This is a genomic window from Macrococcus bovicus, from assembly GCF_004359575.1.
GTDB lineage: Bacteria > Bacillota > Bacilli > Staphylococcales > Staphylococcaceae > Macrococcus > Macrococcus bovicus.
On the sequence record NZ_SCWF01000001.1, the window covers coordinates 60,510 to 73,745 of the forward strand.

At 42.3% G+C, this 13,236-nt stretch carries 16 protein-coding genes; 7 read left to right on the top strand and 9 right to left on the bottom strand.

Translation table 11 applies throughout. The features are described 5' to 3' along the window. Positions 1–342 precede the first annotated feature (342 nt). The 3 genes from ERX55_RS00330 to ERX55_RS00340 form a co-directional block, all read right to left on the bottom strand. Positions 343–873 carry a hypothetical protein gene (locus tag ERX55_RS00330; RefSeq protein ID WP_133450598.1) on the bottom strand — a complete coding sequence of 177 codons (531 nt, stop codon included), beginning with the start codon at positions 871–873 and terminating at the stop codon, positions 343–345. Positions 874–924: 51 nt separating this feature from the next. Then, positions 925–2,526 carry a choice-of-anchor I family protein gene (locus ERX55_RS00335; RefSeq protein WP_133450599.1) on the bottom strand — a complete coding sequence of 534 codons (1,602 nt, stop codon included), beginning with the start codon at positions 2,524–2,526 and terminating at the stop codon, positions 925–927. 104 nt (positions 2,527–2,630) lie between these two features. Then, positions 2,631–2,996 (bottom strand): hypothetical protein, encoded by a 366-nt coding sequence (locus ERX55_RS00340; protein WP_133450600.1) that lies wholly within the window; start codon positions 2,994–2,996, stop codon positions 2,631–2,633. A 117-nt stretch (positions 2,997–3,113) separates the two neighbouring features. Between ERX55_RS00340 and pepF the strand changes: the two genes are divergently transcribed. Further along, a complete protein-coding gene (pepF, locus tag ERX55_RS00345) occupies positions 3,114–4,913 on the top strand; it encodes an oligoendopeptidase F (protein WP_424960671.1) in 1,800 nt (599 codons plus the stop codon). A gap of 139 nt (positions 4,914–5,052) precedes the next feature. Here pepF and ERX55_RS00350 read toward each other — a convergent pair whose 3' ends face one another. Beyond that, positions 5,053–5,922, bottom strand: a complete 870-nt coding sequence (locus ERX55_RS00350) for a CvfB family protein (RefSeq protein WP_133450601.1) — start codon at positions 5,920–5,922, stop codon at positions 5,053–5,055. A 113-nt stretch (positions 5,923–6,035) separates the two neighbouring features. Between ERX55_RS00350 and ERX55_RS00355 the strand changes: the two genes are divergently transcribed. Then, positions 6,036–7,637, top strand: a complete 1,602-nt coding sequence (locus ERX55_RS00355) for an ABC-F family ATP-binding cassette domain-containing protein (protein WP_133450602.1) — start codon at positions 6,036–6,038, stop codon at positions 7,635–7,637. Between the two features lie 244 nt (positions 7,638–7,881). Further along, positions 7,882–7,983 carry a type I toxin-antitoxin system Fst family toxin gene (locus ERX55_RS00360; RefSeq protein ID WP_133450603.1) on the top strand — a complete coding sequence of 34 codons (102 nt, stop codon included), beginning with the start codon at positions 7,882–7,884 and terminating at the stop codon, positions 7,981–7,983. Positions 7,984–8,187: 204 nt separating this feature from the next. On the opposite strand, the gene ERX55_RS00365 is transcribed toward ERX55_RS00360, so the two are convergent. After that, positions 8,188–8,517, bottom strand: coding sequence for a DUF3969 family protein (locus tag ERX55_RS00365; protein WP_279512543.1), 330 nt, complete (start codon positions 8,515–8,517; stop codon positions 8,188–8,190). A gap of 159 nt (positions 8,518–8,676) precedes the next feature. Here ERX55_RS00365 and ERX55_RS00370 point away from each other — a divergent pair, with 159 nt between their 5' ends. After that, entirely contained in the window at positions 8,677–8,889 is a 213-nt protein-coding gene (locus ERX55_RS00370) for a hypothetical protein (RefSeq protein WP_133450605.1), read from the top strand. A gap of 37 nt (positions 8,890–8,926) precedes the next feature. On the opposite strand, the gene ERX55_RS00375 is transcribed toward ERX55_RS00370, so the two are convergent. From ERX55_RS00375 to ERX55_RS00390, 4 genes are all read right to left on the bottom strand, one after another. Further along, complete coding sequence (locus ERX55_RS00375) at positions 8,927–9,598, bottom strand: DUF2750 domain-containing protein (RefSeq protein ID WP_165983660.1); 672 nt, start codon at positions 9,596–9,598, stop codon at positions 8,927–8,929. Positions 9,599–9,683: 85 nt separating this feature from the next. Continuing rightward, complete coding sequence (locus tag ERX55_RS00380; RefSeq protein WP_133450607.1) at positions 9,684–10,130, bottom strand: DUF7878 domain-containing protein; 447 nt, start codon at positions 10,128–10,130, stop codon at positions 9,684–9,686. A 156-nt stretch (positions 10,131–10,286) separates the two neighbouring features. After that, the gene (gene cspA, locus ERX55_RS00385; RefSeq protein WP_016912585.1) at positions 10,287–10,487 is read right to left on the bottom strand and encodes a cold shock protein CspA; all 201 of its coding nucleotides are present in this window, start codon (positions 10,485–10,487) and stop codon (positions 10,287–10,289) included. A 161-nt stretch (positions 10,488–10,648) separates the two neighbouring features. Then, positions 10,649–10,954, bottom strand: coding sequence for a DUF1033 family protein (locus ERX55_RS00390; protein WP_133450608.1), 306 nt, complete (start codon positions 10,952–10,954; stop codon positions 10,649–10,651). A 167-nt stretch (positions 10,955–11,121) separates the two neighbouring features. Between ERX55_RS00390 and ERX55_RS11675 the strand changes: the two genes are divergently transcribed. Genes ERX55_RS11675 through ERX55_RS00405 form a run of 3 tightly spaced genes read left to right on the top strand, consistent with a single transcriptional unit; the run spans position 11,122 to position 13,232 of the window. Further along, positions 11,122–11,367, top strand: coding sequence for an acylphosphatase (locus ERX55_RS11675; protein ID WP_424960673.1), 246 nt, complete (start codon positions 11,122–11,124; stop codon positions 11,365–11,367). Between the two features lie 25 nt (positions 11,368–11,392). Beyond that, positions 11,393–12,118 carry a 5-bromo-4-chloroindolyl phosphate hydrolysis family protein gene (locus ERX55_RS00400; protein WP_165983662.1) on the top strand — a complete coding sequence of 242 codons (726 nt, stop codon included), beginning with the start codon at positions 11,393–11,395 and terminating at the stop codon, positions 12,116–12,118. Continuing rightward, positions 12,096–13,232, top strand: a complete 1,137-nt coding sequence (locus tag ERX55_RS00405) for a toxic anion resistance protein (RefSeq protein WP_133450610.1) — start codon at positions 12,096–12,098, stop codon at positions 13,230–13,232. Before ERX55_RS00400 ends, ERX55_RS00405 begins: the two co-directional genes overlap by 23 nt. Positions 13,233–13,236: the final 4 nt, after the last annotated feature.

The following is a 13,236-nucleotide window of genomic DNA, read 5'->3' on the forward strand; positions in this document are numbered from 1 at the left end:
AAAATAGAAAGTGTATTCACCCATGGGCCGATAATAAACGGAAAAAGGCTATGTTCAACACCAGATTTTTGATTGATGAATACAATCTGCTGAGGCCGTGACAGATTTCTTATAGTCTCCTGTATAGCAGTCAAGAAATCATTAAAATTGAAATGTTGAGAATGAAATAATGACGGAAGACATGCGACAAGAAATAGTACCAAGACATTAATCATTATTTTAATGACGTCTTTCAGATGCTCACCCTCTTCCTAGGAAACCATAATAGAACAATTACGCCTATTATACTAAATATTCAGAAAATAAAGAATGGTATTTGACCTATCCGTTTTTCATACAATTCTAAGTATTAATCCTTTTAAGGCTTAGCCATAATGTCGGCTTCTTCTCTTCCAGCCTGATGATGTCACTCTCGGATGGCATCACCTGATAGTTCTTATGTTCTTCCAAGTCAAGGCGGGCCAGATTTTCTTTGCTTATAGACTGAACGTCTCTATAGAGACTGAATTTCAATTCATATTTATCTTCAAGCTGTTTGATATATAGTGGTTTTGTGCCGTCTGTCTTCTTGAGAAAATCAGGTATCATGAGTTCTTCTGTCACCGGTAGCATGATATGGCTGTTCATCAGTCTTCTCTCATCAATGATATATAATCGATGTGCGTCACTTATACTCTCCACAAGGCGGAAAGTCTCATCAAGCAGTCGATATTTGAGAGAGCCATCTAAGTGCTCGTCAGTCACAGCTGCGATCTGCGGGACATAGATATATTGTGTCCCTTCAGATATCAGACTGAGTTGTTGGCTTATATGTCGTAAATGATGATTGATTTTCCGCTTCTTGCCCCTTATCTTCTTATGTCTCATATACATTAAAGCCTCCCTGCTACTTATTGTAGCAAGGAGGCTTCTGATAAGATATGATTACTTGCCTGTAAATTCATAGACTGCGATGGTGCCGGACATCTCATGACTTGCCATCAAGAGTGGCTTCTTTGTCGGTGATTGTTCTTTTGGAATGAATGTCAGACCTTCAGGTGAAATGTCCTTATTGTCCTGTGACTTGAAGTAAGTGTCAAAGACCGGTTTTGACGGGTTATCCATATTGTAGACCATGATGCCCCCTGTCCGTTCCAGGCCGATGAATGCATACTGATGTCTGCCGACCTTACCGACTGTCACTGACTCCGCTTCCGGTCCTTTATCATCACTCCGACTGTCGAATTCAATCTTGCCCGGTTCTTCCTGCTGGCTGTTGAACGCAGCAGGGAATGCTTTAGCGGTGATCTTCTCGAAGTCATCCCCGCTGTCATAGACCTGTTTCATCGAATCCGCTTCTACCACTGAGAATGAACGGCCGCCGAATGTCACGACTGCGTCATAAGTACCGTCTGCATTTGTGAATGGATTACTCGTCGATGTCTTCAGTCGTCCCAGTGCTTTCTTGTCCTTCAAGATGGCTGAATCGAACCCACTGAAGTAGTCACTGGTCGTCTTAAACTTATCAGCGATATCCGCGACACGTGTCTCTTCACTGAAGCCTTTATAATCCTGTGTATCCCCTTCGTTTGCTGTCAAGAGGTAGACATGGCCTCTGTAGTTCAGATGGCTGATACCGTCCGGCTGATACATGCCGAATAACGGATAGTTCTTCATATTGATCTTGTCGTCTTTATCGGAGACATCGATTGTGGTCTGATGATAGTCCTTGTAGCCGAGTCCTTTGACAGAGATGAACTTCTTCTTCTTGATATTGTAGGTCGCGACTGCGTTACGCTCCTGAATCGTGATGTAGGCAACGTTATTGTTGTTGTCAATCGTGATGTATTCCGGCTCAAGGTTACGGAAGCTTTCTTCTTGAGTGCGGCCTAAGTCACGGACGTCACTGCCGATCATCGACCGGTCAAAGTATGTCGTCGTCACATCAGACTGCTTAATGCGACCATTCGGTTTCGTCCGGATAACAGAGACAGACCCTTCCGGATTGACGGTATAGTCGTCATTAGGCTCCCCTTCATTGGCAACCACGAGATGTCTGCCGTTGGGTGTAAAGGTCAGCATGTCTGGCAGTGCCCCTACTTCCACCTGGCCCTTGAAGTGACCGTTCATGGACAGGAAGACCACATGGCCGTTATCGGTCTTATCCGCTGCCGGAACGCTGACTGCGATGTATTTGTGCTGCGGATGGACAGCGACACTTGTGATATCCGAACCCTGTGCATTGAAGTCCTTCAGTGAGACGCGTTTGATCAGTGGAAGCTTACCTTTTGTCAGCTTGGCAGCATCCAGGATATCGAGTGCGTTCAGTGCGCCGTTGATGGAGTAAGCACGCTTGTATTTCTTGTCGTAGGCAACGATCTCAGTGCCGCTTTCGCCGAATGATGTCTGAGAGTCATAACGTGCCAGCTGGTTTATTTTCAGTGTACTCTTCTCGCTGTAGCTAGACACAGAAGCGGCATCCGCATAAGGACTTAACATCAATGCTGCAAGTGTACCGGTGGAAAGAACTTTGAACAGTTCATTCATTTTTCATCCTCCAACTATATGTTTCCTCCAGTTTAGGGCAGTCATGTAAAGATTCCATGACTCATATGTAAATTCTCCATTAAAAAAAGACATGCAAGCATGTCTTAAAGGCCGTTCTCTTTCTCACGACGATTGTATTTGTTCTCAAATTCCTCGCGTTCCTGGTCGCGCTCTCTTTTAAGCTTTCTCTGTCTGCGGCGGTCTCTGGTCAGATACCAGAAGAGCAGGCTCAGGAGAAGCGAGAGGACTGCCAGGAATGTGGCGTAGCCGAGCAGCGGCTGATACGTAATATCAAAGAAATTCGGCAGAATGAAAGCTGCGATGCCGAGCAGTACAAATGTCAGCACGGGCGCAAGAATAAAACGGTTCGTCAACAGGCCGAAGATCATGGAGAGTATCAGCATTCCGACTATTGAAATCAGAAGAAAATTCGGAATGGCTGTATAGCTGATGTCAGCAAGTGTAAGCATGTGAACACCTCCTTCTCAGGTTGATATCTATCTATACCCTTAATCCGCTGTCTAAACATTGTCGCCGGGTCGCTTGGAACGGTATAATGGGAATCAGACAGAGAGGAGATGGAAATATTGACAACATTAAGAAGTGAAGTAAACATCGAAGAAACCTGGGACCTCAGTCCCCTGTTTGAGAATGACACTGCTTTCTACAGCTATCTGAAGGAAACAGTATCAAAGGTCCACGCATTCAGCGAGCAGTACAAAGAGACTCTGAATAACTCAGAGACTGTTGAAGCGATGCTGGACGACTACGCAGCGATCACAGAGGCGATTGACCGCCTTGGAAATTACGCGAGTCTTAACTTGAGTGTCGACCAGACTGATGCAGAAGCACAGAAGCTGATCGGTCAGTTCGGCACAGCCTATGATGAGATGGCAAGTGCCCTGTCATTCATAGACTCAGAACTGCTTGCACTGGAAGCGGATCAACTCGAGGACATCAAGAATCACTCACAGCACTACCAGCGCTATTTAGAGAAGCTTGTCAGAAGAAAGCCCCATCAGCTGCATCCGGAAGTAGAGAAAGCGCTGGCCGCCTTCTCATCAACCTTCAGTGCCCCGTATGGCCTCTATGACACGACAAAGATGCTCGACATCGATTTCGGTACTTTTGAGGCACATGGCAAGGAGATTCCGATGAACTATGTGTCTTTTGAAGGCGAGCTGGAGGTGGACGGTGATACAGAGATCAGACGAAATGCTTTCCGCAAGTTCTCGGATACGCTGAAAAAATATGAAAATACCACTGCCAAGACTTATAATATGACGGTCCAGCAGGAAAAAACAGAATCAAGGCTTCGCGGCTATGACTCTGTCATTGATTTCCTGCTTGAGAGACAGGAAGTTTCACGTGAACTCTACAACCGTCAGATTGATCTGATCACGACTGAGCTGGCGCCGCATATGCGCCGTTATGCCAAGCTCCTGCAGAAGACGAATCATCTGGATGACATGAAGTTCGAGGACCTGAAGATTTCACTTGATGAAACGTACGAGCCGGAAATCACTGTCGCAGAGTCACAGGACTATATCACTAAAGCCTTATCTATTATGGGTGACGACTACATGCAGCTGGTTGATGATGCCTACAGCAAGCGTTACATCGACTTTGTGCAGAATAAAGGCAAATCAACTGGTGCCTTCTGCGCGAGCCCCTATTCAACGAATCCGTTCATCCTCATTTCATGGACGTCCAAGATGACAGAGGTCTTTGTTCTGGCTCATGAACTGGGACATGCAGGCCACTTCCATCTGGCGAACCACCATCAGAATATCTTTGATGCTGAAAGCTCGCTTTACTTCGTCGAGGCGCCGAGCACGATGAACGAGATGCTGATGGCGAACTACCTGCTCAAAGAATCAGATGACCCAAAATTCAGACGCTGGGTCATCGCAACGATCATCTCGCGGACGTACTACCATAACTTTGTCACTCATCTGCTGGAAGCGGCCTATCAGCGCGAGGTCTACAATCAGGTCGATGCAGGCGAACAGCTCTCCGCTCCGCTTCTGAACCGCATCAAGAAACAGGTGATTTCAGACTTCTGGGGAGATGCTGTAGAGATCACGGAAGGTGCAGAACTGACCTGGATGCGTCAGCCTCACTACTACATGGGTCTCTATCCATACACCTACTCAGCCGGGCTGACAATTGCTACTTTGATGGCTAAACGTATCAATGAAGAAGGTCAAAGTGCTGTCAATGACTGGATTGAAGTCTTGAAAGCGGGCGGTTCTAAGCCACCTGTTGAACTCGCAAAAATGGCTGGCATTGATCTGACGACTGATGCACCTTTGAAGGAGACCATCGCCTATATCGGTTCTCTGGTTGATGAACTTGAGAAGCTGACAGAAGAAATCGACGCATAATATAAAAGGCTTACCCATAATGGGTAAGCCTTTTAGTCGTCTTTTTATATAAATTTATATTATATAAGTACTTATAAAAACAGGATAATTATCAGAATACATAAGAACTCCCTCGCTATCTGAATAGCGAGGGACTCTTTTATATTTTCTTGATTTTGTCGGCTTCGATTGTAATTCTTTTCTCTTTATAAAGTTTGCCGATTGCACGTTTGAAGCTTCCTTTACTCATCTTGAAGACTTCCCGAATGGCTTCCGGATCAGATTTATCAGAGAACGGTAATTCGCCGTTATACTCCTCCAGCATCGACAGAATCATCTCACTGTCATCATCCATGCGCTCATGTGCCAGTGGCAGGAAGGAGCCGTTGAGTTCACCGTTTTCCTTGTGACCGATAATACGGACTTCTACCTTTTCTCCCAGTCTTGGCTCTGTGCGACGCTCACTTTCGTGCACAAAGATCTTATAGCCTTCTTTGGACAGCAGGAACGTACCGACCTTCAGCAGCCGGTATGGATAAGCCTCTATGGTCGTGTGCAGTAATTCTTCCTTGGCTGGTGTATAGAGAGAGGTCACTGTCGTCTCAGAAGCGAGACGTGCATAGATCTGATCATTACGGTCGACCCGCAGCGTACAGAAGAGCTCATCGCCGTTCTCCGGCCATACTTCCTTCAGCTTAGGCAGATCTTCCCACGGGATGATGATTTCACGCGGCAGGCCGATGTCGACTGTCACACCGTCTCTGTCCTTTTTGATCACTTTCACCCAGTCATACTTGTTCGTCGTGATGACCGGCATGTTCTGTGTGGCAAATAAGTCGCCTGTACGGCCGGGGTAGACGAAAAAGCTGTAATCCTCACCTATCTCGAGTTCATCGCCCTCTTCTATCTCAGAGGCATTCAGTTTTACTTCTTCATTATTCGGTCCCAGTAATCGATAGGTCGATCCTTCCAGTCCCGCTACTTTCAGAAAGTCGATACTTCCTGATAAACGCTGTTCATTGTTCTCCATAAAAACTCCTTCAGTGCTTTTTGTTTATTATAACATCCAGATAGAATAAAGTATAAGAAGCGGGTGAAAATATGTTATAATTTTGAACGGAAATAAATATGAAGGAGAATGTTATGTTACAAGTATCTAATGTCAGTCTTCGTTTCGGTGACCGTAAATTATTTGAAGACGTCAATATCAAGTTCACGCCGGGCAACTGCTACGGTCTTATCGGTGCGAATGGTGCCGGCAAATCGACTTTCCTGAAAATCTTATCAGGTGAACTCGACTCTCAGACAGGAAATGTCTCTTTAGGTAAAGATGAACGTCTCTCAGTCTTAAAGCAGGATCACTTTGCGTACGAAAACGAGCGTGTACTTGACGTCGTTCTTCGCGGTAATGAGAAACTCTGGAATGTCATGACGGAGAAAAATGAAATCTACATGAAGCCTGACTTCAGCGATGAAGATGGTATGCGTGCGGCTGAACTTGAAGGTGAGTTCGGTGAGATGGGCGGCTGGACGGCTGAATCTGATGCACAGGTCCTCCTGTCAGGACTCGGCATCAAAGAAGAGTTCCATGACAAGCAGATGTCTGAACTTGAGAACAACCAGAAGATCAAGGTGCTTCTCGCACAGGCGCTTTTCGGCGAACCGGATGTTCTCTTACTCGATGAGCCGACAAACGGACTCGACATCCCTGCCATCAGCTGGTTAGAGGATTTCTTAATCAACTTTGAGAACACGGTCATTGTTGTCTCCCACGACCGTCACTTCCTGAACAACGTATGTACACATATCGCCGACCTGGACTACGGCAAGATCAAGATCTATGTCGGTAACTACGACTTCTGGTATCAGTCCAGTCAGCTTGCCCAGCAGATGCTGCAGGATTCAAACAAGAAGAAGGAAGAGAAGATCAAGGAGTTACAGGACTTCGTTGCGCGTTTCAGTGCCAATGCCTCTAAATCCAAGCAGGCCACCAGCCGTAAGAAAATGCTTGAGAAGATTGAGCTTGATGATATCCAGCCTTCTTCACGTAAATACCCGTTCGTCAACTTCAAGCCGGAACGTGAGATCGGCAACGACCTCCTCTCTGTACAAGGTCTGACTAAAACGATTGACGGTGTCAAAGTACTGGATAATGTGTCATTCACGATGAATCCGAATGATAAAGCGGTTTTAGTCGGTGATTCAGAGATTGCGAAGACTACTCTTCTGAAAATCCTTGCAGGTGAGCTGGAAGCGGATGAAGGTACTTACAAATGGGGAATCACAACCACTCAGAGCTATCTGCCGAAAGACAACTCAGAGTTCTTTGAAGGAAAGAATATCGACCTTGTCGAATGGTTACGTCAGTATGCGCCACCTGAGGAGCAGACAGAGACATTCCTGCGTGGTTTCCTCGGCCGTATGCTCTTCTCAGGAGAAGAAGTGCGTAAGAAAGCCACTGTCCTCTCAGGGGGCGAAAAAGTACGCTGCATGCTCTCTAAGATGATGCTGTCATCAGCGAATGTTCTGTTACTTGACGAGCCGACTAACCACCTTGACTTGGAAAGTATCACAGCGGTCAATGATGGCTTAAAAGCCTTCAAAGGATCACTGATCTTTACTTCTTATGACTTTGAATTCATCAATACAATCGCTAACCGGGTCATCGATTTAAATGTCCCAGGTGCCCTCTCTAAAGAAATCACATATGAAGAATACCTGAAAGAACAAGGTGTTCTGAAATAATGACTGATCAACCCTGCATTTATGCAGGGTTTTATTTTGCTGTAAATGACACTATTCAACCACCTATCCTCCTACACTTCAGTTGATTATATTGAAAATCGCTTATTCAAGGATCAGTTCCCTTATAAAACCCTTTTTTGATCACATCTTATGTAAACTAAATATTAAAAAATTTTTTATGATATAATCTATGAGTCATCTACTTCCCGTTAGATGCGATATTTAACGGAGAGAGGTGAATCTGATGCTCGAAATCTTCGTTGGAACCATCTGTACAATTATCAGTAGTTGCACAGTTGCTTACTTTACTTACTGGCTAAATAGTAAGGATAAGCACAATAAGTAGGTGACAAAGCCCACTAAAAAACCCATTTCTGTCCGACCAGAAATGGGTTTTGGTGAATCTATGCTTGAAACCTTCGTTAAAGGTATTCTAACATGTAAAATCATTATTATCAACCTATGAACTTGTAGATGGACAAACCAAAGTAGGTGAATGATTCGCAGAACAAGCACTTGGCTTAACTTACTTAAAAACCCATTTTCTGTCTTACCAGAAAAGAAGCTTGGTGTAACGATAGTTGGTGTCCTCGTTAATGAAACTTTGACATGCTCTATATAATTTTTCCTTCCTCTTTTTTAGCGCTTGCTCTTCAAACTTTCCGAATAAAATAAAGGCATCAAACAACATTACATCCTCATAAAGGTCGAGAAACTCTTTTCTTATATTAAGTTTTTTGATCTCTTCAAAAATTCTTGGTTTTAACAGAAAATATTCGGCATCATCAAAAGTCATATCTCCATTTAAAATTTGACTCAAACATCCATTAATTTGTAACAACAGGAATTTCTCGTATTTGTTTATCTTTATGATACTCACTCCATTCTTAATTAACGCACCTATATTCCATTATAAACAGCTCTCTTTATCAAGCTAGGTAATCGCTTCTAACTGTAAGTTATTTACTCATATATCATTTAGTTTTATACTATTAATTGGAAATAAACACAAAATTACTTCGATAATTAAGGAGATATGATGAGAAAAGTCCGAAATAATGAAAGAAATATGACCGGTGTTGTGTTAGCTATCATTTATTGTTTTATCAGTTTTTTTCTTATAACAAGAACTTCACCTGGCGAAGCGGTACATTTTGAACCAAGTTGGTTGCCAGCTATCATCCCCCTTGGTGCTTTCATAATAGTTCTTGTGTTTGATAGAATCATCCGATTTGATTTCTTTAAAAAATGATTTTTCCTGAAGATGTGATGGCCCCTTAAGATCCATATTAAAAGTCATTCAAAAAGTTTTCTGGACTGATATCTATTTCGTAGTCCATCTTCCAATTAAATCCTATATAATCATCGTTATCAAGAAAGTCTGCAAGGTGCATTTCAATAAATTCTTTTCGTTCAACATATCTTATCTCAAAACTATCCCAGTTACCTTTTCTATAATTCTTGGCTTTATCTTCAGAATCCCAGTATAAAAATGTGATCTGCGGAAAGTATTCAATTGAGTAATTCCCTGCAATATATTCAATATCTGGATTAAATAAATAATACAATCCCTCATATTGCAATAACTTCTCAGTAAGATATGATTGCTGCTCATTACTACTGGAATAGTCTGGTAGCCTTTTATATACAGCAATCAGTTCACTTATATTCTCAAACATAAGTTGAGGTTCAACCTCAGGCCAGTCACACCAGCAATATAATTTTCCGTCTTTTTTAGAAATACCTAGATAACTTTCTTCTTTATCATGGGCAATGATAAAGTAATCTTTATAGTCATTTCTTTTATTAATCTCTAACAAATCAAGTGCAGTCTCTTTCATAAATTCCTTGTCCTTGATAGGATAGAAACTCCATTTACCAAGTTTGGGTTTATTGCCGCCTTTATATACATCAATAATTTGAGAAAGCTGAGGTACTTCATCCGTCATTTTCTCTATCAATTCTAGTAAAGAATGCTCCTTTAAAGGTAATGAATATCTGATCTAAATTTTGTCTGCCTCCCCTATCCTGCTAGTTTTATGTATTCTAAAATGGCACTTTATCTAAATAATCGTCAATATAGATGCCATAATGATTTTGAATATCATTATATAAATGGCTGTGAACTTTCTTGAACGCCTCAATTACTTTATCTTGGGGTAACAAGTTTGCCGCCATTTCTTTTACTTCAATCACTTCAATCAAGAACTTATCTTGATACGGAATTAGTGAAAATAATGGTATATTGTCATCCATCTCTAAGGTGTAATATCTAAATGCCCGTATATTCTCTGACTCAATGTTTTTTAACCATCTATCTAATAGTATCCAAAATTCTAATAAGGCTACATCTTCCTCGAAGTATACTTTATCACCTATTTTGATAACTAAAATACCTTCAATTAAATATAAATTGGCAACATCCATTCTTTCACTGAAACTTAATCTATTAAAATTTGAAGTAAAGCGATAATTAACAGAGAAACTATTCATATCCACTATCCCGTCTTATTTTCTTAATGAGTTTTTAAATTTTATATACTTAATTTAAGTTTACATAATATAATTATATTAATTAATAAATCTTTAAAAAATAGAGCACCCCAGATTATCCAGGGTGCTCTATTAACGTTCATCTATAATTATAAATTATAATTTTACAACGTTAGCTGCTTGTGGTCCGCGGTCGCCTTCAACGACTTCGAATTCCACTGCTTGGCCTTCTTCTAATGATTTGTAGCCTTCTTGATTGATTGCTGAGAAATGTACGAATACGTCGTTTTCTCCTTCGATCTCGATGAAGCCAAATCCTTTTTCTGCATTAAACCATTTAACTGTACCTTGTTTCATCTTGAAACCTCCAACACTGAAAATTCAATATGCATTATTTGCATATTACAAAATAAATAACGCTTACTTACTTTGTAATATGCAGATAACGCCTACTGGTTGTTATTATTATAAAATAACACAAATCGTTATGCAATACAGTTTTTTGTAAAATTTAGCGTTTACAATTTTACTTTATCGTAATAAATTTCTCCATTTTTTAATGCGATCAAACTATAGAAGATTTGAAGATCCTCTTCACAATCCTCACAATAATGTAGTTCGCAGTTATTGTAGAATGCGTGTATATTGTACTTACCCACCACTTCATTTTTAAACTTGTCACGCATGACTTCAAGGTGCTGCTTATAGACGTTTTCGAACATCTCTTTATTATCCATCTTCTCCTGATGAATGATATGGTCCCGCCAGTCTTCAAAGAGCCACCAGCCTTCATAATCTGCCCGCATGATGATGACTTCCCACATGTGAATCCCTTCTTTCATTAGTTCCTCACTATTATGTGAGTATTCAGCAAGTTTTTCAAGCAATTGACTTGGCAATGCGATTTATTAGGAATTTCAGCTTGAAATACATATAATTGAAATAAAGAGAATGGAAGAGGTGAATCACTCTGATTACTGAGCATTATAAAATTTTCGGCCGTGTTCAAGGCGTTGGATTTAGAAATGCGACAGTCACCCATGCTAAAAAGTTTCCTGTCACAGGCACTGTCGCTAATGTGGAAGACTATGTAGAGATCTTCGTATCCGGTGATGAGAAGAGTGTGCATGCATTTATGGAACGTATATTAAAAGGACCCAACATGTTTGCCAAAATCTCTTCCCATACCCATGAACAAGTACCTTATCAGGATTTCAAGCAGTTCAAACAAGTTTAGCAATTTCATAAAAGGAATGAAGCATATGAAATATAATATTTCCTATTATCTAGGTGCCATTTTTGCGGTGCCTATTACTTTAATTGTCGGTTTTATCAGCACGACCTACTTTGCATTCGATCAGTGGCTGGACTGGCTGATCATGCTCGGCGGTTACATCGGTGCCTACATCCCTATTCAGCTGACGACGTCTAAGCAGTATTTAAACGAAGCGGGTCTGTCGCGAAGAGAGTTCAAATATATTCGCAAGCACCTCAATGAGGCGCGCCCTAAAATCAAGACTCTGATGTCCCAGTATACGAAAGTTCGGAGTATAAAAGATCTGAAGTCTGTCAATGAAATCAACCGCATTGCTCGCATCATCTATAAGACAGTACAGAAACAGCCTAATAAGTTTTTCAAGGTCGACAGCTTCTTCTTTTCCCATCTTGATAATACAGTCAATCTGGTTGACCGTTACATGAGACTGGTGAGAATGCCGCATAAGAATCAGGAGGAAATGGCTCAACTGCAGACTGCCCGCTTAACGCTTGAAGAACTGAAACGCACCTTACAGGCTGATCTACGGGCGCTGAACTCTGAAGACTTCCAGGCGATGTCTGTTGAAGTCGACCTCGCTCAAATCAACCGGCCAAAGGACAATCAGGCTAGAGTACCACAGCTAGAGAGCGAGGAACTCGTCAGAGTCCCTGTTATCAAAAAACGTCAAGAAGAAAGGATATTAGATAATGAACAACGACTTAATCAATGATTTAACAGCTAATCCATTTGCAGAGACCCTCAGTCCTCAAGCCGCCCCTCTTCAGCAGGTTGATACTATTTCGCCTGAGAAACGGGAAAAAATCAATCAGATCAAACAGCAGATTAAACCGCTCGATAATGAAAACCTGCTGATGTACGGTGCAGGTGCCCAGGCCAAGCTTTCGCAGTTCTCCCAGCAGATTCTGGATGAAGTACAACGTAAAGACGTGGCACCGATCGGTGATAATTTAGATAAGTTGATGAAAAAACTGCGCGAAATCGATCCGGATGAACTGAGCCAGACAGAAAAATCGACTCTTAAGCGTCTGTTTAAGCGCGTAGGTGCGACTGTCAATGAACTGATGTCTAAATATCAGTCAGTCTCCGGCCAGATTGACCGCATCTCGGTGGAACTGAACCAGTCCAAAGATGTCCTGATGAAAGATGTGGCTCTGTTAGACCGATTATACGAGGAGAACCGGGCTTATTTCGAGGCACTTGACATGTTCATCCTGGCCGCAGAAGAAAAACGCGACGAACTGAATGCCACTCTTCCTGAGCTCCAGCAGAAGGCCAGCATCTCGAATGACCAGCTGGCCTTACAGGAGCTGAATGATATGCGCCAGTATATCAACCGTCTCGATAAACGCGTCTATGACCTCAAGCTCTCACGTCAGATCACCCTGCAGTCTGCCCCGCAGATCCGCATGATTCAGGATGTGAACTCTACACTGGCAGAAAAAATCCAGAGCTCCATCCTAACAAGCATCCCGTTATGGAAAAACCAGATGGCGATTGCCTTGTCACTGATGCATCAGCAGAAAGCATCGAAAGCGCAGCAGCAAGTCACGAATACGACGAATGAGCTGCTCTTGAAAAACTCGGAAATGCTGAAGACCAATACCATTATGACTGCTCAGGAGAACGAGCGCGGTATCGTTGAGATTGAGACACTGAAAGCCACTCAGAACAATATCGTTGAAACCATCCGTGAGACATTGAGCATCCAGGCAGAAGGCGCTTCCAAGCGTCGTGCAGCTGAGGCTGAATTAACCAAGATGGAACAGGAACTGAAAAACCAGCTGCTGCAGCTACAGCAAGAGAAAAACCAGACGAACTTCTAGTTCG